General features: G+C 38.8%; 15 protein-coding genes. 6 read left to right on the plus strand and 9 right to left on the minus strand.

What is annotated here, in order from left to right; all coding sequences use genetic code 11:
- Nucleotides 1-64: 64 nt before the first annotated feature.
- Entirely contained in the window at nt 65-895 is an 831-nt protein-coding gene (gene prmA / locus H0W62_03030; GenBank protein MBA3647516.1) for a 50S ribosomal protein L11 methyltransferase, read from the minus strand.
- A 181-nt stretch (nt 896-1,076) separates the two neighbouring features.
- Between prmA and H0W62_03035 the strand changes: the two genes are divergently transcribed.
- Entirely contained in the window at nt 1,077-2,981 is a 1,905-nt protein-coding gene (locus H0W62_03035; GenBank protein ID MBA3647517.1) for a T9SS type A sorting domain-containing protein, read from the plus strand.
- Here the strand turns inward: H0W62_03035 and H0W62_03040 are convergent.
- On the minus strand, nt 2,956-5,958 hold the full coding sequence (locus H0W62_03040) for a PAS domain S-box protein (GenBank protein MBA3647518.1): 3,003 nt from the start codon (nt 5,956-5,958) through the stop codon (nt 2,956-2,958). The genes H0W62_03035 and H0W62_03040 overlap by 26 nt on opposite strands.
- 243 nt (nt 5,959-6,201) lie before the next feature.
- Here H0W62_03040 and H0W62_03045 point away from each other — a divergent pair, with 243 nt between their 5' ends.
- Entirely contained in the window at nt 6,202-8,334 is a 2,133-nt protein-coding gene (locus H0W62_03045) for an elongation factor G (protein MBA3647519.1), read from the plus strand.
- Nucleotides 8,315-8,887 carry a hypothetical protein gene (locus H0W62_03050; GenBank protein ID MBA3647520.1) on the plus strand — a complete coding sequence of 191 codons (573 nt, stop codon included), beginning with the start codon at nt 8,315-8,317 and terminating at the stop codon, nt 8,885-8,887. Before H0W62_03045 ends, H0W62_03050 begins: the two co-directional genes overlap by 20 nt.
- Before the next feature lie 17 nt (nt 8,888-8,904).
- Here H0W62_03050 and H0W62_03055 read toward each other — a convergent pair whose 3' ends face one another.
- From H0W62_03055 to H0W62_03075, 5 genes are all read right to left on the minus strand, one after another.
- Nucleotides 8,905-10,248: a HAMP domain-containing histidine kinase gene (locus tag H0W62_03055; protein MBA3647521.1), complete on the minus strand. Its 1,344-nt coding sequence runs from the start codon at nt 10,246-10,248 to the stop codon at nt 8,905-8,907.
- The gene (locus H0W62_03060) at nt 10,238-11,596 is read right to left on the minus strand and encodes a sigma-54-dependent Fis family transcriptional regulator (GenBank protein MBA3647522.1); all 1,359 of its coding nucleotides are present in this window, start codon (nt 11,594-11,596) and stop codon (nt 10,238-10,240) included. The genes H0W62_03055 and H0W62_03060 overlap by 11 nt, the downstream gene beginning before the upstream one ends.
- A 179-nt stretch (nt 11,597-11,775) precedes the next feature.
- A complete protein-coding gene (locus tag H0W62_03065) occupies nt 11,776-15,237 on the minus strand; it encodes a hypothetical protein (protein MBA3647523.1) in 3,462 nt (1,153 codons plus the stop codon).
- A gap of 324 nt (nt 15,238-15,561) precedes the next feature.
- Nucleotides 15,562-16,173, minus strand: a complete 612-nt coding sequence (locus tag H0W62_03070) for a thioredoxin family protein (GenBank protein MBA3647524.1) — start codon at nt 16,171-16,173, stop codon at nt 15,562-15,564.
- Between the two features lie 24 nt (nt 16,174-16,197).
- A complete protein-coding gene (locus H0W62_03075) occupies nt 16,198-16,683 on the minus strand; it encodes a redoxin domain-containing protein (GenBank protein MBA3647525.1) in 486 nt (161 codons plus the stop codon).
- Between the two features lie 332 nt (nt 16,684-17,015).
- On the opposite strand from H0W62_03075, the gene H0W62_03080 reads away from it, so the two are divergent.
- The gene (locus H0W62_03080) at nt 17,016-17,987 is read left to right on the plus strand and encodes a YitT family protein (protein ID MBA3647526.1); all 972 of its coding nucleotides are present in this window, start codon (nt 17,016-17,018) and stop codon (nt 17,985-17,987) included.
- Between the two features lie 48 nt (nt 17,988-18,035).
- Here the strand turns inward: H0W62_03080 and H0W62_03085 are convergent, their stop codons facing one another.
- Both H0W62_03085 and cmoA read right to left on the minus strand, forming a co-directional pair.
- Nucleotides 18,036-18,743: an isoprenylcysteine carboxylmethyltransferase family protein gene (locus H0W62_03085; GenBank protein MBA3647527.1), complete on the minus strand. Its 708-nt coding sequence runs from the start codon at nt 18,741-18,743 to the stop codon at nt 18,036-18,038.
- A gap of 2 nt (nt 18,744-18,745) precedes the next feature.
- Nucleotides 18,746-19,486, minus strand: coding sequence for a carboxy-S-adenosyl-L-methionine synthase CmoA (gene cmoA, locus H0W62_03090; protein ID MBA3647528.1), 741 nt, complete (start codon nt 19,484-19,486; stop codon nt 18,746-18,748).
- Nucleotides 19,487-19,802: 316 nt separating this feature from the next.
- Between cmoA and topA the strand changes: the two genes are divergently transcribed.
- Together topA and H0W62_03100 are read left to right on the plus strand one after the other, a co-directional pair.
- Nucleotides 19,803-22,157 (plus strand): type I DNA topoisomerase, encoded by a 2,355-nt coding sequence (gene topA / locus H0W62_03095; protein ID MBA3647529.1) that lies wholly within the window; start codon nt 19,803-19,805, stop codon nt 22,155-22,157.
- 65 nt (nt 22,158-22,222) lie between these two features.
- A complete protein-coding gene (locus H0W62_03100; GenBank protein MBA3647530.1) occupies nt 22,223-23,104 on the plus strand; it encodes a hypothetical protein in 882 nt (293 codons plus the stop codon).
- Nucleotides 23,105-23,319: the final 215 nt, after the last annotated feature.

The raw sequence follows: 23,319 nt of genomic DNA on the forward strand, positions 1-23,319 counted from the left end.
AAAAAGCATTACAAATGATAGTCAATGTTTTCTTCCATCTTTTACATTAAATCTATTAGAATTTCTACTTAGACTTCAGCTGCATTGCTATCCAATTGTTTTCAGTAAACTTATCCGTTAATTGAAGTTGATAAAATGAAGTTTTATGCAAGATGGCACCCATATCATTATTATAGAATCCGCTCAAAAACAGAGCACCTTGATTATTTAGTGATTTGGCTAAATTTTCAATAGAATGAATAATTACTTCCCGGTTAATATTAGCAAGTATAATATCGAATTTATTTTCCTTCAATGAATCAATGCCCCCGTGGATAACCCGTGCATTGAGGATATTATTTAAAAAAATATTCTCCTTCGCATTGTCCGTTGCATGGTTATCATTATCAATGGCTAAAATTTCTGAGGCCCCAAGCCTTGATGCAAGAATTGACAGAATACCGGTGCCGGTACCAAAATCAAGTACCTTTTTATTGGTAAAATTTTCTTGCAGCATCATTCGAAGCATCATAGCAGTGGTTTCATGATGGCCAGTACCAAAAGCCATTTTAGGGTCTATTACAATGTCATGTTTAACAACAGGAATTTTAAGATGAAATGAAGCACGAACAACAATTTCTTCCCCGATAACAATAGGCTGAAAATTTTTTTCCCATAAGGCATTCCAATTTTGATATGGTATTACATGCCTTACATAGTGAACCGGAAAATATTGCTGCATCAACTGAATACATTGATCGAAATCAGCCTGGTAAAAATCTGAAACCGGAATAAAAGCAATTGTATTGTATGTTTCTTCCTGAAATCCTCCAAACCCTATATCAGATAAATGTGCTATCAGGATCTCTTTTTGCCAATCTTCAGGAAACGAAAAAGAAAAAGAAAGGTAATCCATAGTCTTGTTTGGTTAGGGTAAAGTAAATTATGATTTTAGCACAGATTATTTGAGATTCGTAAATTGCTTTTGGAGGCCTCATGGAATGCGGATCATTAAAATCTATCTGAAAAAATTATCAGGTAAATATTATTCTAAACCTTATAGTCGATTATACGGCTTCATTCTTTTACTGCTCTTTTTGTCTGAAAAAAATTTTGCACAGGGCATTACCTATAAAGATTGTATTGGAGAAATTGCAGATTGCGAGTCAGAAGCTGTACTGCATCGATTAGGTTTTATTGCTACCGCTCCTTCTCAGGATTATGATTTGAAGTATGCACGGCTTTACTGGACCATTGATCCTGATACACTTTTTATCCAGGGAACGGTTACTTTTTATTTACAGATAGTAAATGCCACTAACCTGCTTTTTTTTGACTGTTCTGATACTTTATCTATTGACTCAATAAAATATCACGGATCTCAAATTGTTTATCATCAGTTACCCGGTGATATATTACAGGTTGATTTGACAAATAATCTTACAGAAGGGTCCATGGATTCCCTTTCTATTTCCTATCATGGTATACCTGTAAGTACAGGCTTTGGTTCCTACCAGCAAACCCAGGTATCTGGTATAAATAATATTTGGACACTCTCAGAGCCTTACGGAGCAAAAGACTGGTGGCCTTGCAAACAGACATTGAATGATAAAATAGATTCTATAGATAGCTTCATTACGATACCTGTCGGAAACCTTGCAGGCACTGCAGGCCTTCTGATTAAATGCGATACAGAAGGAAGCTGGGTTACAATGCACTGGAAACACAGGTACCCTATTGCGAGTTATCTTATTGGTATTTCAGTCACAAAATATGCAGCATTTTCTGTTTTTGTCCCTGATGGCAGTGATTCTATTCCTATCCTGAATTATGTTTTTCCCGATCAGCTGCAATATGCGGAAGAAAGCGTGCCTTCCATTATTTCTCCTTTTCAGCTGTACAGTTCATTGTTTGGAGAGTATCCTTTTAAAAAGGAAAAATACGGGCACATGCAATTTGGATGGGGTGGAGGAGAGGAACACCAAACCATGAGTTCGATGGCGAATTTCGGCTATGAAATAATGGTGCATGAACTGGCGCACCAGTGGTTTGGCGATAAGGTAACATGCGGTAGCTGGAATGATGTGTGGCTTAATGAAGGCTTTGCAACTTACCTGACCGGCTTGTGCTACGAAAATTTTTCCCCTCAGTTATATTGGCCTATTTGGAAATCCCAAACTGTCGGAAATATCATTTCACAGCCAAATGGATCCGTATTCGTAGATGATACTACAAGTGTCGATCGTATTTTCAGCAGCCGCCTGTCTTATAAAAAGGGATCCTATTTACTCCATATGTTACGCTGGAAAATTGGTGATTCATCATTTTTTAAGGGCATACGGGAATATCTAAATGATCCCGGCCTGGCTTATTCGTACGCACGAACGATTGACCTGAAGTCTCATCTGGAAAGTGTAAGCGGAATGGATCTTACGAGCTTCTTTAGCGAATGGTTTTACGGACAGGGGTTTCCATCTTATCAATTATTTTGGTCACAGGATAAAGACAATCTTGTAAAGCTGGTTCTCTATCAAAGCACTTCTGATGTTACAGTTCCTTTTTTTGATTTACCGGTTCCGGTAAGGTTTAAGAGCGCTAATGATTCCACAGATTTGAGATTTGATCTTACATCAGGCGGAGAGCTCTTTTCCGCACAGTTGAATTTTAAAGCTGATACTGCAATCATTGACCCAGACTTTTGGTTAATTTCCGGAAATAATACGGTTAATAAAATTGCCGTTTCCCCGCAAAGCTTTTTTATCGGAATCTTTCCTACTATTACTACAGATATAATCAGTGCTCAAAATTTTGATCTTCAGCCTCATTCCGGAAGTATCAGGATATATGATATGGCAGGCCGGTTAAAAGAAGAAAAAGCTTTTTCGTTTGATTTGAATCAGCCGTTGCTTAATATATCATTGAAGAATCTTGCAGCGGGGTTATATTTTTTAAGGATTGAAACAGAGGCCAGTTCATTCACGCAACGTGTTCTGAAATATTAACTGTGTCTTTGTTTCTCTTGTTTATACCAACCTTAACTGTAAAATAAAAGCGGCTTCCTTTTCCGGGAATACTCTGGACTCCAATGTTCCCATTCATCATTTTAACTAACTTTTTCGCAATGGATAAACCTAATCCGGTGCCTCCGTATTTTCGTGTCAGATGATTATCAACCTGGCGGAAAGGCTCAAAAATGAGCTTCTGTTTTTCCTGAGATATTCCGATACCAAAGTCCCGAACCGAAATGCCAATAATTGCATGATGGCTTTTCATCACTTTTAACTTCGTTCTTATGATTACATCTGCGTCTTTTGAAAATTTCATTGCATTACCGATCAGGTTTATTAAAACCTGACGTATACGGAAATCATCGCCTATAATTTCTTCGGGAATGGAATTATCCATGTTCAGCAGCAGCTTTATTTTCTGTTCTTCAGCCTTTACTTGAAAAGATCGGATAACTTCTGTAATGAGATCATTAAGGTTGAAGCTCTTGTTTAGTAATTCCAGCTGTCCCGATTCAATTTTTGAAATGTCGAGCAGATCATTTATAAGCTGTAAGAGCGAATCGGCAGAATACCTTACTATATCAAGATATTCACGTTGCTGGTCACTCGGCTGAGTCTGTAGCAAGAGGTCTGTAAATCCAATAATGCCATTCATTGGTGTTCTGATCTCGTGGCTCATATTAGCAAGAAACTGGCTTTTGGTGCGGTTAGCGGCTTCGGCCGTATCCTTTGCTTCACGTAATGACTGCTCAAAATATTTTTGTTGTGTAATATTCCTGCCAAGAACCGAAACACCGATAATGTTTCCCTCCCCCATCCGGATGGGGTTTAAGGAAAACTCAACAAAAAGTTCTTTACCATTAATATCAAACCTATCGACAATATTATATGATTCTCCTTTTTTTGAGCGGTCATACCGCTCCACCCAGGTAGTGGCTAAATCCGGCGGTAAGCCCTCTGTAATTATTTTTCCCTGCTTCATCGTTACCCCGTATTGTCGTGAAAAAACCTCGCTTATAGGCCGGTTAAAATTCAGAATGCGCATGTCGCAATCAATTGACCAAATAGCTTCTTCCCGGTTTTCTATCAGGGCTGTAAGCTGCGCCTGGCTTTTGCGAAGGGCATCTTCCATTTGTTGCCGTTCCGTAATATCCACGGCTGTTCCCAGAATGCGAACCGGCATATTGTTTTCGTCACGAATCAGTTTACCTCTTGCTTCAATTACAATATAATCTCCCTGTACCCGCTTTGTGCGGTATATATGGTGAAACATGGAGGACTGCCGGTACAGGTGTTTCCTTAGTTTGGCAAGCAGTTGCGGCAGATCATCTGGATGTACACAGCTTTTCCACTCATCGAAATATTTAGGATAGTCATCGTTTTGGTAACCGTAGATGGCCTTCCAGGCATCATTAAAAGATACCTTGTTGGTTACGATATTCCAATCCCAGATTCCTACATTCGTTCCTTCCACGGCAGCATTAAGTTGAACTTCGCTGCTTCGTAAAGCTCTCTCCGCTTTTTTTCGCTGGGAAATATCGAGAATACCCACTACCCGAACGTCTTTATTTTTGTATTGCCGCCTTCTTGAATAGACCTCTATATCGAAGCGGGTTCCGTCTTTTTTAATACCTGTAAATTCTTCTAAAAATGTTTCTCTCTTTTTAATAAGTGACTTCATTTCCTGCCGGAAGGCAGTTTCATAAAGCATATCAATTGGCTTGCCGGTAAGATCTTCAGGATCGTATTCAAAAATCTTACATGCTTCATTATTAAAATCTATTATGGTTCCATTTTCGTGTATTAAAATAGCCTCGCGGCTCTCTTGCATAAAATATCTTAAACGCTCACGACTCTCCATTAAAATTTCGCGTGCGCGTAACTGCTCCGTGATATCCTCTGCGATGGAGGATAAAAAATCGAGCTTGCCATTTTCATCTAAATGGGCAAGAATTATCTGTGCTGTTTCTATTTTTTTTCCATGCCTGGTCAAAAAGGCTGCCTGTCCCTTCCAGATACCTTGTTCTATAGCAGTAGGGATGGCTTCATTCAGAATGAATTCATTTGACTCCGGGGTCATTAAATCTTCAATTCGCAGATGTAATATGTCCTCAAGGATTTCATAGCCAAGCAAGGTTCTGCCGGCAGGGTTTATATAACGAAGCCCATTGTTATCCATCATCGCTACGTAATGCGGACTTGCTTCTATAAGGGAAATTAAACGTTGTTCTTCGATTCGCTTTACACGCAGCTCACTGATGTCGCGCATTAAAATTACCCTGATCTCATTCTCTCTGAATTGAATGGTTTTACCGGTTAACTCTACATAAACAATATTCCCGGTTCTATTTATTATTTCTCTTATAACAGGAGAAGGCAGATTTTCACGGATGGTCTTTCGTATCTTTTCGTGTTCATATTTGGGTGTAAAATCGAAAATGGAATTCCCAATAAGCTCTTCACGTGAGTAGCCGAGCATCTTTAAGGTGGCATCATTCACATCTATAATAATTCCCTTTTCATGGATTACTATTCCCTCAGTAGATGCCTCAAGCAAAAAGCGCAAGCGCTCATCATTTTCCTTTAATTCCGTTAACTTTTTTTTATTATCAGTAATATCTTTTATCGTGATGATTCTGCCTTCGAAATCACCCTGATCATTTTGAAAAGGTATACCTTTAGTGATACCCCAAAAACCAGACGTATTCTTTTTATGAAAGAATCCTTCGAACTCACAGGCAGCATCGGGAGGGTGGTTTAATCTCAAATGTTCATACTCTTTTCTCCATTCATCAGCAACTATAAGCGAAATACCTTCCTGACCGATCCAGTCTGTTTTAGAGTAACCGGTTAAAAGACACATCTTATTATTTACGAGTAAAACTTTTCCTTCCGCATTTTCTACTACAATCGCTTCATCAAGGGTTGTAAAAATGCGCTCGTAGAAAGATTCCGTTTCTTTCGGGGTCATACAGAGAGAATTGCCCGGGGCTTCATAGAGTTCTTAAATATAATTAATTTTCAATAAATTAACCTTAAACAGGTACAGTAAATGGCTCACCTTAAATAGTAATACAGTCTTATAATTTCTTCTTTTCTTTTTTATTTTTACTGTTACCAATAACAACCTTTCATTTATTGCTGTTATCTGCGAAAAAAAGCCTCTAAAAATTGATGCATTTCCTAATATTTTATTTTAAAAAAAACTCCAACTATGAAAGTCTACGACGATAAGCATATAAAAAATCTTGTACTCTTGGGCGGTTCTAAGGCTGGTAAAACCACACTTGCAGAAACGATGATGTTCGAAGCGGGACTTATTTCACGGCGTGGAAATGTGGAAGATGGAACCACTGTTTCTGATTACCATGAAATTGAACAGCAAAGAGGAAATTCTGTATATGCTACTTCAATTCATACCGAATGGCGTGACTATAAAATAAATATTATTGATACACCGGGATTGGATGATTTTATTGGAGAAGTAATAGCGGCATTAAGGGTTGCCGATACAGGTGTAATGCTGCTTAATGCTCAGCATGGTGTAGAAGTTGGAACTGAACTCATTTGGAATTATGTAGAGCAATTCAATAAACCAATAATTTTTGCGATTAACCAGCTCGACCATGAGAAATCAAATTTTGAAGAAACAATTGAGCAGGCCAAAAAACGGTTCGGCAAGCCTTTTACGCTTATGCAGTATCCTGTTAATGAAGGAATGGGGTTCAATACAATAATTGATCTGCTGAAAATGACGATGTATAAGTTTGGACCCAATGGCGGAAAACCGGAGAAGCTCCCAATTCCTGATTCGGAAAAAGCCCGCGCTGAAGAGCTTCACAATCAGCTGGTGGAGATTGCAGCAGAGAATGATGAAAAGCTGATGGAATTATATTTTGATAAGGGTTCTTTGGATGAAGATGAAATGAGACAGGGAATAAAGCTGGGAATGATGAATCACCAGGTATTTCCTGTATTCTGCGTTTCGGCAAAAAGAGATATGGGCAGCGGAAGAATGATGGGCTTTATTGATAATGTAGCACCATCAGCCAATGAAATGCCCCCGGAGCAAACAGAAGAAGGAAAAGAAATTCCGTGTGATGTAAAAGGCCAGACGGTTCTTTTTATTTATAAGTCCTTAATTGAACCGCACCTTGGAAATCTTTCGCTTTTTAAAGTAATATCCGGCGATATTGTTTCAGGAACAGACATAACCAATTCCGATAACGCAACTCTGGAACGATTCAACCAGCTATTCATCGTAGATGGAAAAAATAGGATCCCTATTAATCGGCTGGTGGCAGGAGACTTAGGAGCTACTCTCAAATTAAAAAATACATATACGAACCAAACCCTTTATGGAAAAGGGCCAAGAGTAAAAGTGAGGCCTATTGAATTCCCGGAGCCTCGCTTGAGCGTAGCAATTGTTACAAAAAATAAGGGGGATGATGAAAAATTAAGTTCGGTGCTGGCAGATATTCACCGGGAAGATCCTACTCTTTTAGTTGAATATTCACGAGAATTGAAACAGGTGATCTTACATGGCCAGGGTGAGCTGCATTTACAGGCAATTAAGTGGCGGCTTGAAAATATCTATAAGATGCAGATAGATTTCCAGAAAACTAAAATTCCATACAGAGAAACGATCCGGCGGGAAGCACGTACAACCTACCGGCATAAAAAACAGTCAGGGGGAGCGGGACAATTTGCAGAAGTGGCAATGATGATTGAGCCTTACCGGGAAGGGTATAAGCTGCCAGGCGAATTTAATTTGAGGGGCAAAGAAGAAATTACTTTGGATTGGGGAGGAAAACTTATCTATCATAATTGTATTGTAGGAGGTGTTATTGATACCCGTTTTCTGCCCTCAATTCTTAAAGGAATTATGGATAAGATGGCCGAAGGACCTACTACAGGTTCCTATGTGCGTGACATTAACGTATATATCTATGATGGCAAAATGCATCCCGTTGATTCGAATGATATGGCTTTTAAGATTGCAGGAATGATGGCTTTTAAAGAATCTTTTCAACAGGCTGATCCTAAGCTTCTGGAACCTATTTATGAATTGGATGTACTTGTGCCGGAAGAACAAATGGGTGACGTAATGGGTGATCTTAACACCCGCAGAGCTATCATTCTTGGCATGGATTCAAAAGGATCGTACCAGATAGTAAAGGCACGTGTCCCGCTATCAGAGCTTGATAAATATTCTAATACCCTCAGGTCTATTACGCAGGGCAAAGCAAGCTTTAAAATGCGCTTTGCAAACTATGAACTGGTTCCTGCTGAGATTCAGAAAAAATTAGCCGATGAATATGCGAAGCATGCAAAAGACGAACATTGAAACAATTAATATATACGGTTTGAAGCTTTTTTCACTTTTATTCATAGGAATGTTGTTAGCAGGTTGCCAGCCAAAAGCAATTATTACTACAATAGATAATCCTATGGATGGATTTTCAGAAGATGTTGACTCGGTAAGGGGAGCTAATACAGTGCAGGATCTTGCCTGTTATCTCTTTCTTGCATTGCAACAGAAAATCTCTTACGGCAATTTAACACGTTTCATCCCTGACTCATCGGATATTGGAAAAATCTACCAACTCACCAATTCACCTGTAGGTAATGCAAACCTGAAAACGAATGCTGACAGCGTTCGGCATCAACTTCAAAAAGATCTGTTGAATACAGAAAGTGAATCATCTAGCCTGCATGCTACCTGGACAGATGCGACTTTTACCAAACTACTGATCCAGGAAATTGAAGATCAAAAACTGCCGAGTAAAAAAATTATGATGCAATGCAAGTCAAATGGCATTACACTACTGGCAAGTTGTAAATGCCTGAAAATAGGTGACAAATGGTATATCGGGGAGGATCTGAAATTCGGTGTCTAACTACTTTACTATATAATTTAAAAATGCAGGTATACAGCACTTCCCTGTTTTTCTGCCGACTGTATATGTAGATTTCCCCGGTGCAAAAGCATAATCTGCTTGCAAAGGCTTAACCCTATGCCGCTTCCGTTTTTTTTAGTACTGAAAAAAGGGACAAAAATTTTATCCATCAGTTCTGTGGGAATCCCAATACCATTGTCGGCTACTTTAATCACCACCTTTTTGTTCCCTTCTGAATACGCTGAAATCATAATACGGGGGTCTTCATTTTCCTTTACAGCTTCAATAGCATTAACCACCAGGTTAATCATTACCTGATCTATAAGGCTGGAATCGGCTTCCAGTAAAAGATCAGTATCCTTTAAAATAATATCAAGGGATATATTCTTTTGTTCCAGGGTGGGTTGCATTAACTGCTGAAGATTCTCAAAAAGATCCCGCACATAAACCCTTTTAAGAACCGGTGTGGTAATTTTATTCAGATTGCGGTAAATTTCTGCAAATTTTAATAGTCCCTCACTTCTTCTCCTGATGGTATCAATACCAACTTCCAGGTCTTCCAGAGCTGTATTTTCATTATTCTGTTTACCAGCAAATTGATGAAGCCGGTTCTTAAGCGTATCTGCCAGTGAAGAAATAGGCGCCACGGAATTCATGATTTCGTGAGTCATTACGCTCAATAATTTCTGCCATGCTTTTCCCTCTGTTTCATCCAGTGCCTCATTCACATTTTGGAAAGCAATCAGCTTATAAAGCTTTTCATCAGTTTGAAAAGCAGTAGCAGACAGCAAGACTTTGAAAGGATTTCCGTCTTTTACCACGGTAACTAATTTGCTTTGTCCTGGCCGTAATGAAATCAGGGTATCAAAGAGATTTTGATTTCTTTTCTGTAATGAGTACAGGTTTTTTAAATACGGGATACCAAGCATTTTTTTTAATGATTCATTCATCCACATGATCTCTTTGAGATTCGTTTCATATGATAGAATTCCGGTGTCTACAAGCTCAAGGATCTTCTGCAGATACTGGTATTGGGTCTCCTTTTCTTTACTGATGATCTTGAATGTGGTATTAATGTCGTTAAACCCTTTACGAATTGGCTTGAGATCGGAAGGAGCTTTTTTTACATCAAAGTGCCTCGAGAAATCACGGTAATGAATGGATTCTGCAAATTGCTCCACTTCATCCTGAGCCTTTCTATTAAAGCGGTAAAACTCCACCAGCTGATAAATAATTATTACGCCTGGAATAGCTAAGTAAGTATACAGGTGGCTGACTAAGAAATAGGCCCCAGAGCATAAGGTGATAAAGAGTAACATAACCCTTAGCACCATTCTCCATTCGTACCTGTTAAATATCATACTTGGTGAGTCGCCGGTAAAGCGCAGTTCGTGTAAGCCCTAATTCTTTTGCCGCCTTGGTAATATTTCCATTGTGCTTTTCAATTACCCGGAGGATGGTATTCTTCTCAATGGCACTTAGTTTAAATTCCTGGGGTTCATCACGTAAGGAAGCAGCTGACTCAAGAGGTGAAAAAAGCAGATCAGCAGAACGTAAGATATCTCCATCGGACATTATTACGGCACGTTCAATAGAATATTGCAATTCCCGTACATTACCCGGAAAGGAATAATTACGTAGTTTTTCCATTGCCTGTTCGCTTAATTGTAGATCAGGCTTTAGATATTTTGAAGAATAGGTGGTTACAAAATGTTTTGCCAGCAGGATAATATCATTCCCCCTTTTTCGAAGGGGAGGAACTGTAATCTCAACCGTATTGATACGGTAAATCAAATCTTTACGGAATCGCAATTCGTTGGCGAGCTCACTTAATGGAACATTGGTAGCACAGATCAACCGTATATCTATTGCAACCGGTTGGTTAGTTCCCAACCTTGTGATCTGCCTGCTTTGTATTACACTCAGCAGCTTGGATTGTTGCTGCAATGAAATGTTCCCGATCTCATCAAGAAAAACAGTCCCCCCGTTCGCTGCTTCAAACCTTCCTTCGCGATCTTCCCGCGCATCCGTAAACGCACCCCTTTTATGACCGAAAAGCTCGCTTTCAAATAATGTTTCAGTTAGGGCTCCTACATCTACTTTTACAAAAGGGGTCTTGCTGCGTAAGGATTGTTGATGAATGGCTTTGGCGATCAGATCTTTACCAGTACCGTTTTCTCCCAGTATCAGAATATTAGCATCTGTAGGAGCAATCTTTTCAATCTTGAAAAAAATATCCTGCATTGCCTCCGACTCACCAATTAGCTCAACGCCAATAATGGAATTTTTTACTTCATCAGGGCCTGAAGTTTTTTTTGTTCCGTAATGCTTCAGTGCATCTTTAAGCGTGTTTATTAATTTTTCGTTATGCCAGGGCTTCATTATAAAATCAGCGGCTCCTTCTTTTAAAGACCTTACAGCAAGATCAATATCGCCATATGCAGTAATCATAATTACCGCAGCAGCCGAGCCAGCCTCACGGATTTTTTTAAGCCAGAAAAGCCCTTCATTCCCGGTGTTAATGCTGCTGTTAAAATTCATATCCAGCAGAATAATGTCAAACTTCTGTTTAGCTAACAGCGACCTTAAATTTTCAGGATTTTTTTCAGTGACTACTTCCTTTGCCTCCGTCTTTAATAACAGGCGAACCGCCGTGAGCACATCAGGGTCATCATCAATAATAAGAATAGACGTATTCTTTAAAACCATTGAAAATTATTAATTCGCCCAAAGATTGAGAAACGTAATTATCAATGCAAGATTTTATTCCCATAATCTTACACTTATATTTTAGGAAACATTATAAATAATTGGAACAAGTGAAAGAATAGTGAAATAATTACGAATGATATGCTTGCATCGTAAGATTGAAAACCATTTAGGTGAATTTATTTTTGATAGATTAATTGTGCAGAATAGACTCCGGCATTCAATATAATTTTTACCATATAAATTCCGGGGGGTAATCCGGGATTAAATGAAAATTCCTTCCTGATTGTGAAGACCCCATTGGTTCCTACATCTTCATCAGCCATAATTTTTTCTTTATGAATGGTTTCACCTATTTCATTAAATATCTCTAACATTCCCGGTTCATTTTCTTTCCCTGTAAAAATTAAATCAATGGTAAAGCTGCCGTGAGTAGGATTTGGGAACAGATTAAAATGATCCGGCTCATTATTGCCCGTGAAGTTTTCCTTGCATGTCTGCGTTACCTTTGTTCCAGCCGAAGTTTTACTGCAGCCATTATAAGTAACAATCACTTTATAAGTTGCTGCTTTGGTAGCCGTATAGTTTTGATTGGTTGCGCCCGTAATATTATTGCTGCCTTTTTGCCACTGGTAAGTAAAGCCCGTTCCGCTGTTAGCCTGTAAAGTAACCGAACCGCTTTGACAGATATTCAGGTTGCCTAAAGGAGTTATGGTAGCTGTTGGAGTAGTGGTTATATTAAGAGTAGTAGTAAGCGATGTGGCATTGCAGCTAAAAGTGTTTGTTTCTTTAACCTGGTATCCGGCCGCTGTTTTTGCAGAATATGTTTGACTTGTGGCACCGGAAATATTTTTACTATTCTTCAGCCATTGATAGGATATCCCGGAGCCACTGTTTGCGGTTAATATTAAAGAAGTCCCGGAACATATATTGACAGTTCCACCCGGATTTATACTTGCCTGGATCGCATTTTCATCTACTACCTGGTTGCAGTTATCATCGATGGAATTGCAGATATCAATTGCTCCGGGATTGATAGCCGCATTACCATCATTGCAATCCGTGCTGTTACTTGTATACCCCGCGGGAGGTGAACAGGCCTGGGACACAACATTTAAATTTCCATAGCCGTCATTATCCGCATCGGCATAAAAATTTGTTTTAACGCCCTCGTCAACAGATCCATTGCAATTGTCATCAATATTATTGCACGTTTCAATTGCGCCCGGATTTACAGATGCATTTTCATCGTTGCAGTCTGTACTGTTTGAAACATAACCATTGGGCAAAGTGCAAGCCTGGATCGAAGCAAGCAGATTTCCATAGCTGTCTCGGTCGGTATCAGCGTAGTATGTGATTTTCACACCCTCATCGACAGAACCATCGCAGTTATCATCTAATCCATTGCAAGTTTCCTGGGCATTGGGGTGAATGGATGCGTTCGCATCATTACAATCTGTATTATTAATAATATAGCCATTAGGAGCCGTACAGGATTGAGTGATAGCAGATGGATTTCCATAATTATCATGATCGGCATCTGCATAATAACTCGTTTTTACTCCTTCGTCTACTGAACCATTACAATTGTCATCTATTCCATTGCAAAGTTCCGCAGTACCCGGGTTAATACTACCATTGTTATCATTACAATCAGAATTATTTGATGAATATCCCAATGGGGGAGTACAACCTGTTAACTGCATTCCTCCATTGATATTTCCGTAATCGTCACTATCAGAATCAAGATAAAACATTGATTGCACATCTTCGTCTATTTGTGAATCACAATCATCATCTATACCATTACATATTTCAGCTGAACCCGGTTGATGGTTGTAGGGGATATCAATAATTAATATACTATTGGGGGGTACGCTAATGTTAGTCAATTTTACCTGTGAATGAGAAACATTTTCATTCATTTGACTTAAGGTAGCAAGAACTCCGCCTGTAGCAGTATCAGCTACCGAAGTCTCCAGGTAATCGAAATGAGAGGTGTCTGCATATGAGCTGGAGTCAAGCGTAAGACTTTCTATAGAATAAGGAATGCCTGAATAATTAATAATAAAAAGTTTTTGTTCCATGCAGTTAAATAAAAAATAAGCCTCGAAGTTTTGTGATACGCCGCTGATAGTTGCCCGTTTAAATTTATGGCCGCTTACATCATTAATCTGCCGGAACGCATAATTCGCTGTGCTTACAGTATTCCACCAAAGAGAGTCAGGGGTAAGGTCAAGAGGATTATATTCATTGTTAGAACCTAAACGGTAAAAAAACGCACCCTTATAAGTAATTCCATTTGCAAGTGAAGGGTTGTACCTCATGTTATAATTATTATCAAACATGTTGAATACTCTTTTAAGAATAAATACCTGGTTGAGAAAAGTATTGGCATAATCATGACTTTCACATATCATCTTAAACTTTTTAATGCCCCACTGATTCAGCAACAGCTCATCAAAGCCGGTCGTGGCATCGCCAATGTTACCCACAGGATATTTATAGCACTTTGGATGTCCTGTGGCTGAAAGCCCTGTTTCAAAGAAATTATTCATGTCGTTAATGGCGATTGAAGGTGATGGGACCGAAGCACTATTTGAAATAGGGAACCACCACCAATTGACAGCGCCTGAAAACCGCAAGTGAGGGTAATGTGTTTTATTGTACGCTGAAATGGCGTTATGTACCTGCACGTTCCATCTTGATTTATTTCCGAGAGAATCATCACATTCATAGGTACGATCTTCACAATCACCCTGAGCGCCGTGTTGAATTGCAGTTGAGAAAAATAATGGTATGGTGCTATAGACCGGATTTGCTTTAAGTGAATCCAGGAAATAATGCTTTACTGCGTTAAAGTAACTTTGTCCGGAAGGAAAGGGTAACGTATCGCCGGTAGGGGTTATATAGCTTGGCGTTTTATTTTGTGAATGCTCAATCTCAGTTCCAAAAACAATTGCATCTACAATGATTCCATTAGCCGCACAATAGTCAAACATCCGGCGCAGATCTGCATAGGATCCAAAGAATACATCTGCCGAAATAACAAGGTGCATGGATTTAGCAGGGTCCTGATCATTCCTGCACAATTGCGTATTCTGCTCGAAGATATTTGCATAGTTGTAAGCTGTTTCTCCACAATATCGCCTTCCCGGATCAGGGTCATCGTTACCATTATTGTAGGACCATGCATTTAAAACATCGGCCTCGTTTGATTTTATACAATATCCTTTACCGCCTGGTACATAATGATAATAACGGAACGTAGTGCCATCTGGATAATACATACACCGGAATTTTAAGGCAGCTATATCCTCCTTAAGATTTGGAGGCAACCCGGTTCTCCATTGCCCTACGCAGCTTACCGTTCCCGGGCACAATAAGGTATCAAGGTTCGCACATGGATTTCCTGAATTGGCTTTCTCACATTTTGAACAGGGAGGCGGAGGTGATAGAAATTCAGGGTAAAGAGGAGGTCCTGCTCCAAGCAGCAGGTCATCCACTACATAGAATTTATCCGTGGAGATAGAAATGTTTACCTGACCGTATATTGAATAAGTAATCAGAACCATCATGCAGGTAAAAACTGTTTCAGGAATTGAGTGCTTGAATTGAGTTACCATGTGTTTAATCTTCATATAATTATAATTAAAACAAGTTACATATAAATCCGTAATGTCGGTTACAGATCACAGGATAAGGTAAACCGTAAAATCAGCGGAAGGTAATTTGCCAGTTAAAGTGAACAGAAACTAAAAATGATCTGACCGGATATTTTAAGGTTTTTTTCATATAATTAAATTTATAGTATACCGAAGATATAAATATGTATAATAAAAATATATTTAAAGACATCAATTCTTACCAATAGAAATCAAAAAACAATCATTTCGAATCTGAAGAAGAGGAAATAAAAAAGGGGATCACCAGTTTGATGATCCCCTTTGTTTCAAATGAGGTTATTAGCTTTTCCACTTAATTCCACAACCAATAGCTTTGGTTTGTGTTACCGGAACCTGCTTACCGCCGAGCAGTGCATTAACAGCATCTTCAACATAGTGATGTTGTACCAATGAGGGATCTTCCGTGTTATCATCTATGGCGCCTATGTAAGATACCTGGAGCCCCTTATCTGTTTTATTAAGAACAAATACATGGGGTGTTCGCTGTGCACCATATTCCTTAGCAACAGATTGTGACTCATCTAATAGATATGGAAACGTGTATCCTTTAGATTTTGCAACCGCCATCATATTATCATATGAATCTTCAGGCTCTACTTTAGGATCATTCGGATTGATTGCAATTACAGGGAATCCTTTAGATGCATACATGGAGTTTAATGCCATTACCCGGGATTCATATGCTTTAGCATACGGACAGTGGTTGCATGTAAAAATTACAATAAAGCCTTTTGCATCTTTATAATCAGCAAGTGAAATCATTTTACCATCAATGTTTTTCAGCTTGAAATCATCTGCTTTATCGCCCACCTTATAACCGGGAGTGCTTGCCGAAGTCATAACGGTAATAAGAATGATAATTATTCCTAAAAATTTAATGGATTGTTTCATGTGGTTACATTGTTTTAAGTAAAATTAATTTGAAATATTGGTATCAATAAAAAATTTCAGTTCCTCTAAACTGTTAAATGCTTCATAATGTTGCATACGCTTATTATGCGGGCTAATCGCAATAGTATATGGAATTGCGCCACCCCAGTTTTTATCGAGCAGATCAATCCATCCACCATTTTTTTCATTTAGCTGAATCAACATGCCTGTCAATCCTAACTGAGTTATTACATCTTTTACCTTTTGTGTTTGAGACAAAAAATCCAGTGAAACAAAAATGAATTGAATTTTTTGATCCTGTTTTTCCTTTTGCACTGTAACAAAATACGGGAGCTCGCCAACACAGGGTTTACACCATGTTGCCCAAAAATTTACTATACGTAATGTGTCATCAGGTCTGGTAAGTACTGCATCTAGTTCTTTGAAGTCCATTACCTTAAGCGGCTGTGCATGTACTATGGCAGCTTCCAAAAAAATAACCAGCAATATTATAAACCGTTTAACAGGCATAACTTCTCTTGATGCAGTTGGCGAAATTCCGAAAGTTTTGTGAATAAAATTTATATGATGTCAAAGTATTCGACGTAATGAATGTATTGCAATAAAAAACTATGCCATTAACCTGAAGGTTCTCCCGATATTTCCAATCAGTCTAACTGCCCATCTCGAATACTCAATACATGAGCAGCTGATTTAATAATGCCAGTGCTTACTTATCAATTTTATATTGCTTAGAATTGAATCTATTTTTTTAGTTGATTTAAGATGTATTGCCTTGCTTATAGTTTTAGTAAATTTTCTATAATCAGGTTCTATTGTAAACTAACTATAACAGTCTATCAATGAATTGGCTTTGGAAACAGATTATAAGTAAAACAGTTCTTCGCAATAAAAATTCAGATCATAATGTTCACCATTCCAATATTCAACTTGCGCGTGGGTTGCATAAATTAAGGGAAACCTCTGTGCGGCTTTTAAAAGATGCCTTATTAATAATTGCCGGGATATTTTCCGCTGCTTTTGGCTTTAAAGGATTTTTACTGACAAACCATTTTATTGATGGAGGAGCAACGGGAGTGTCATTGTTGATTTCCGCATTAACTGCCGTACCTCTTTACATTCTTATTATTTCGATAAACATACCATTCATATTTCTTGGCTATAAGAGTATTGGTAAAGCTTTTGCAATTAAAACTACGCTGGCTATTTCAGGGCTTGCATTGTGCCTTGCGACCGTCCACTTTCCTGATGTTACCAAAGACAATCTGCTGGTAGCCGTATTCGGTGGTTTCTTTCTTGGAGCAGGAATAGGCCTTACAGTAAGAGGAGGTGCAGTGATAGACGGAACAGAAGTGCTTGCTATTTATTTAAGTAAAAAACTAGGGACTACTATTGGTGATATCATCATACTAATTAACGTATTTATTTTTATGGCTGCCGCCTATTTTCTATCTGTTGAAATAGCGCTTTATTCTATGATAACTTATCTGTCGGCTTCCAGAACATTAGATTTTATTACTGAAGGCATAGAAGAATACACGGGAGTTACTATTATTTCACCTAAAGCGGAGCAGATGAGAAGAATGATTATAGAAAAGCTAGGCAGGGGTGTAACTATTTACAGCGGAAAGCGTGGCTTTGGTAAAACAGGTGAAGCCACCGGAATAGACATTGTTTATACTGTGGTTACACGCCTGGAATTAAACAGATTAAATGCAGAAATTAAGTCCATTGATGCAAATGCTTTCGTGGTTATGAGCAGCGTGCGGGATACAAAAGGAGGAATGATTAAAAAAAGGTCGTTTACACATTGAGGTATGTTGTTTTTTAAATTAACAACTATAAATTATAGAGCATCTTGCTCAGTCGCCCGTCCACTTCTTTGTTTTTTTAAAATATCTCACAGTTAAATAAAAGATTAATAAAGCAAGCAGAACGCCTATAAATAATAGAAGGTAGTTATACAGTTGATTTTTTCCGTAGTATAAGTAATTATTCTTCATGATCAACAGTACGGCACCTGTTATCCAGACATAAGCAGAGGTATACTCTTTAATAAATATTCTTTGCCATTTCATTTCCATAGACTGTAAGGTGCTGCTTATTCCGCGAAATTTTGGGAGCCACCTGTTCACCTTTGATTTATAATCTTCGAAAGCGCCATTAAATTTTGAAAGAAGGAAATTTTCTTCTGCAAGTACTATAGCCTGGTAAAAAAAAATAAAAACCGGCACTAACATCAAAAGGAACAGAAGTGAATTAGCCACAAATGCCAATCCTAATATGATTAAAATATTGCCTATGTACAAAGGATTTCTGCAGTGGGAAAAAATACCTGAGGTAACCAATCCTTCCGCATAGATCCTTCTGTTTCTGCCACCGCGGATAATGTATTGAAGACCTACCGTTATCGCGCGGATGGCCTGACCTGCAAAGGCTATTATCAAACCAATGATTACACTAATTTTATAATCCCGGAATATTGGAGGCGATGAAATAAAAAGTAACAGGTAAAAAACAGGGAACAGAAAATTCCGGTAATGAAAAAGAAAATTTCCAAGCTTAACCATTTTTATTTTACAGCTATTAGTCCGGCAAAATTGTACCACTTAAAAAACACTTCAGCATATCGAAAACCGGAGCGATGGAGCAGTTCAATATTTTCAGTGAGGCGGTAAGGTATAAGTACATTTTCCAGTGCCTCGCGTTTCTGAGAAATTTCCATATCGCTATAGTGCTGTCTGCGCTTCATGTCATAATAATATTTTATAAAAAGCCTATTGAGCAAAGAGTCTTCACCCAGCACTTTTTCTATAAGTATAAAACAGCCGTTATCGTTTATCTGTCTGCAAATATCTTTCACTAAATGTTCACGGTATAGTGGCCGGATAAACTGAAGGGTAAGACACATGACCACTACCGATGCATTTTCAATTACGATTCCTTTGTTAAGATCACCATATTGAATATCAAACTCCCGCGTCATGCCCGCCAGCTTTAAATTCTCTTTGCATTGCTGTATCATTTCCTCGGAATTATCGATTCCAACGAAACGCACGGAAGGAAGTAAGAAAGGATCAAGCCCTATAAGGGTTGTGCCAGTGGAGCATCCAAGGTCAAAGATATTGGAGCCCTCCGTAGCAAAATCTGCAGCCAGCTCTGACATCATGCGCTGCATTTCATAATAAAAAGGAACCGAGCGCGATACCATGTCATCAAAAACATCTACTACTTTTTTACCGAACTTGAAATCTCCTACTTCCTTTTCAGGATTTCGAAATACTTCGTCCCGGTTGGGTGCCTGATCACTCATTTGCAATTATTTAATGATGAGATGTATCGAAATTATTTCATAAAGAAAAACAATTTAATTTTTCAAAAGGCAAACATTATAACTGCAGCATTTCTAAAAAAACTATGAATCTGCCTTGCATTTATCTTCCTCGCCTTCCAATTCCCGACCCGAAAAATTCACCAGGGTTTTTTATCTGACTTTATTTATGACGGACAAATGTAATTTTTCCGTGAGGCACCTGGTCAACGGAATAATTTTGAGTTTGTACTCTTTAAATTTTTACTTTGCGCAAAAGAGGAAAAGGAATTTTCTTTAAACAGTAGAGATTTGTGTTATGGCAAAAAAGAAAGATAAAGAGAATCAAAAGAGTCTGATGATAGTGGAAAGTCCGGCCAAAGCAAGAACCCTGGAAAAGTTTTTGGATGATAGCTTTATTGTAAAATCGAGTTATGGGCATATTCGTGATCTTCCAAAATCCGATAAAGCAATCGATGTTGAAAATCGTTACCTCCCCGTATATGAGATAAGCGCTGATAAGAAAGATGTAGTTAAGGATTTAAAAAAGATTGCAAAAGAATCTAATGACGTTTGGCTTGCCACTGACGAAGACCGGGAAGGCGAAGCCATTTCCTGGCACTTGTGCGAAGCATTAGGACTGGATATAAACAAAACCAAGCGAATTGTTTTCCATGAAATAACCAAACCCGCCATTCTGGAAGCGGTAAAAAAACCGCGCAGAATAGATATTAACCTGGTGAATGCCCAGCAGGCAAGGCGTATCCTTGACCGCCTGGTGGGATTTGAACTTTCACCCATTCTGTGGAGAAAAATAGCAAATACCAGTTCTTTATCAGCCGGGCGCGTGCAGTCGGTAGCAGTGCGGCTTATTGTGGAGCGGGAGCGTGAAAATGGTTCCTTTAATCCCGATTCTTCTTTTAAGGTTATTGCGGATTTTAAAGCAAAAGATAAATCAGGAAATGAAATTTCTTTTAAGGCAGAACTTCCAAAGAATAAAAGCAAAGAAGGTGATGCAGAAAAATTCCTGCAGGCCTGTATTGGCGCTGCTTATACAGTAAATGATGTCCAGGTAAAGCCAGGTAAAAAATCTCCGTCAGCACCATTCACTACTTCTACGCTCCAGCAGGAAGCAAGCCGTAAGCTTAGCTTTTCTGTTGCGCGAACCATGCTTATTGCACAACGATTGTATGAGTCCGGTAAGATCACGTATATGCGTACCGATTCCACAAATCTGTCGGAATTTGCAGTAAAGGCTATCAGTGAAGAAATAAAAAAATCTTACGGTGAAAAGTATGCGAAGTCAAGGCAGTTTGCAACTAAAACTGCTAATGCCCAGGAAGCTCATGAAGCCATTCGCCCCTCTTATATTGAGAATAAAGAAACGGATGGCGAGAACGATGAGCAAAGGCTCTATTCCCTCATATGGAAAAGAACTATAGCTTCTCAAATGAGTGATGCACAATTAGAGAAAACCACTGCCCGCATAGGAATTTCAACAGTCACAAATGAAGAGCTGGTTGCAAGTGGTGAAGTGTTGCTTTTTGATGGATTCTTAAAAGTTTATCTGGAATCTTCTGATGAAGAAGGCGCTGATGATGGAGCATCATCCATGTTGCCTCCATTACAAATAAAGCAGGTTTTGGATTTTATAGAGATGAGCGCCACTGAGAGATTTACCCGGCCGCCTGCACGCTATGCAGAAGCCAGCCTGGTTAAAAAACTGGAGGAGCTCGGAATAGGCAGGCCATCTACGTATGCACCTACTATAAGCACTATTCAGAAAAGAGGGTACGTTGAAAAAAAAGATAAAGAAGGGGTGAGACGTGAGTACCGTGTGCTCTCACTTAAAAATGACCAGGTCTCTAAAGTAAAGCAGAGTGAAACATCCGGTACTGAAAAATCAAAATTATTTCCAACAGATGTGGGAATGCTTGTGAATGATTTTCTTCTTGAGCATTTCCCTTCCGTAATGGATTATAATTTTACAGCAGAGATTGAAAAGGAATTTGACGATATTTCGAATGGAATGAAGATGTGGCAGGAGATGATCGATGATTTTTATCAGCCCTTTCATAAAAATGTAAAATCTACTATGGAAAATGCGCAACGGGTTACAGGCGAACGGGAATTAGGTACCGATCCGAAAAGCGGCCGTAAGGTAATTGTACGCATGGGCCGGTATGGACCCATGGTACAGATCGGAGCTACAAATGATGAAGAAAAGCCAAAGTATGCTAAGCTGCGAAGCGGGATGAGCCTGGAAAGCATTACCCTTCCCGAGGCACTCGATCTGTTTCAACTGCCAAGGACAATAGGTGAGCATGAAGGCACAGAGGTTGTAGCAAATGAAGGCCGATTCGGTCCGTACGTACTTCATAACAAAAAGTTTTACTCTTTAAAAAAGGACCAGGATCCGATGACTATAACCATAGAGGAAGCCATTCCTCTTATCCAGGCAAAGGCATCTAATTTAATTAAGGAATTTAAAGAGAGCGGCGTGCAGATTTTAGAGGGAAAATACGGGCCTTATATAAAGAGCGGAAAGTTAAATGCAAAGGCTCCTGCGGGCAAGGAACCAAAGAATTTAACACTGGATGAATGCATGGAAGCTCTGGAAAAAGCTAAGGATGCTCCGAAGAGAGGGTTTACGAAATTTAAAAAAAGGAGTTAGTCGTTTGAGAATACTGAGCATTTATTTTATTTGAAAACTTTTTTGGGAGAAATAAAATAATAAACTTGAAGGAAAAGGTACCAAAAAGTGAATTAAGTGCACTCATTACACTGCTTGACGATCCGGATGAGGAAATTTATCGCCACGTAACCGATCGCATCATTTCATTTGGCACCTACGTGATTCCAACCCTGGAGGATGCGTGGGAAAAAACATTCGACCCCAACCTCCATTACCGTCTTGAAGAATTGATTCATTTAATACAATTTGAGACGCTGCTGCGGGATATTACAAAATGGTCAAAAAAAAAGAAGCCCGATTTATTGCAGGGAGCCTTGCTTGTTTCCAAATACCAGTACCCGGATGTTAATGTTTCAAAAATCCAAAAGCAGATCGACCGGCTCATGCAGGATATCTGGCTGGAAATGAATTATCATCTCACCCCCCTGGAGCAGGTGAATGTCTTTAATCATGTAGTCTACACATTGAATCGTTTTGGCGGGAATACCAGCAACATTCACGATCCGCAAAACAACTATATAAACGTGCTGCTCGATTCCAAAAAAGGAAACCCGGTTTCACTTGGAATTTTATACCTGGTTCTTGCAGAAAAGATAAAGATGCCTGTATATGGTGTCAATCTACCGCAGCACTTTGTATTGTCGTTTCACAAAGACCTCATTGACCCCGATGATTCTGAGCAGAAAATAAAAAGCGGCATTCTATTTTATATCAATCCGTTTAACAAAGGGATTATTTTCTCTCGTGATGATATTACACTGTATTTAAAAAAGCTCATCGTTGCCGCAAAGGCTGCACATTATGTCCCTTGTTCTAATAAGGAAATTATTGTAACCCTTATTAATTCATTGATCCATTCCTACGAATTAGCAGGACTGGCGGAAAAAGTGAGGGAACTGGGAAGGCTGAAGGAAGTGCTTACATAACTAAAAAAGAAGTCTTTGCTGTTTTATTCCATCACAACTTTTTTTGTATCACCTGGTTATTGTTTTAATTAGCAGAAAATAAATCCGTAAGCCAATTTTGCTGTCACGAATTTGCGCAGCTACAGCATTGTCGAATTAAAAACATTACTTTTTATATCTCATTTTCTTAGAAGAAAGTAATCAAAGAATCGCGATTGCTGAATGGCTCCGCCCAG

The sequence above is a fragment of the Chitinophagales bacterium genome (assembly GCA_013816805.1).
Taxonomy (GTDB): Bacteria; Bacteroidota; Bacteroidia; order Chitinophagales; family UBA10324; genus MGR-bin340.

Coding starts and splice junctions, on each gene's coding strand:
- prmA (MBA3647516.1), bottom strand. CDS start 895: ATGGATTACCTTTCTTTTTCTTTTTCGTTTCCTGAAGATTGGCAAAAA.
- H0W62_03040 (MBA3647518.1), bottom strand. CDS start 5,958: ATGACCCCGAAAGAAACGGAATCTTTCTACGAGCGCATTTTTACAACC.
- H0W62_03045 (MBA3647519.1), top strand. CDS start 6,202: ATGAAAGTCTACGACGATAAGCATATAAAAAATCTTGTACTCTTGGGC.
- H0W62_03050 (MBA3647520.1), top strand. CDS start 8,315: ATGCAAAAGACGAACATTGAAACAATTAATATATACGGTTTGAAGCTT.
- H0W62_03055 (MBA3647521.1), bottom strand. CDS start 10,248: ATGATATTTAACAGGTACGAATGGAGAATGGTGCTAAGGGTTATGTTA.
- H0W62_03060 (MBA3647522.1), bottom strand. CDS start 11,596: ATGGTTTTAAAGAATACGTCTATTCTTATTATTGATGATGACCCTGAT.
- H0W62_03065 (MBA3647523.1), bottom strand. CDS start 15,237: ATGAAGATTAAACACATGGTAACTCAATTCAAGCACTCAATTCCTGAA.
- H0W62_03070 (MBA3647524.1), bottom strand. CDS start 16,173: ATGAAACAATCCATTAAATTTTTAGGAATAATTATCATTCTTATTACC.
- H0W62_03075 (MBA3647525.1), bottom strand. CDS start 16,683: ATGCCTGTTAAACGGTTTATAATATTGCTGGTTATTTTTTTGGAAGCT.
- H0W62_03080 (MBA3647526.1), top strand. CDS start 17,016: ATGAATTGGCTTTGGAAACAGATTATAAGTAAAACAGTTCTTCGCAAT.
- H0W62_03085 (MBA3647527.1), bottom strand. CDS start 18,743: ATGGTTAAGCTTGGAAATTTTCTTTTTCATTACCGGAATTTTCTGTTC.
- cmoA (MBA3647528.1), bottom strand. CDS start 19,486: ATGAGTGATCAGGCACCCAACCGGGACGAAGTATTTCGAAATCCTGAA.
- topA (MBA3647529.1), top strand. CDS start 19,803: ATGGCAAAAAAGAAAGATAAAGAGAATCAAAAGAGTCTGATGATAGTG.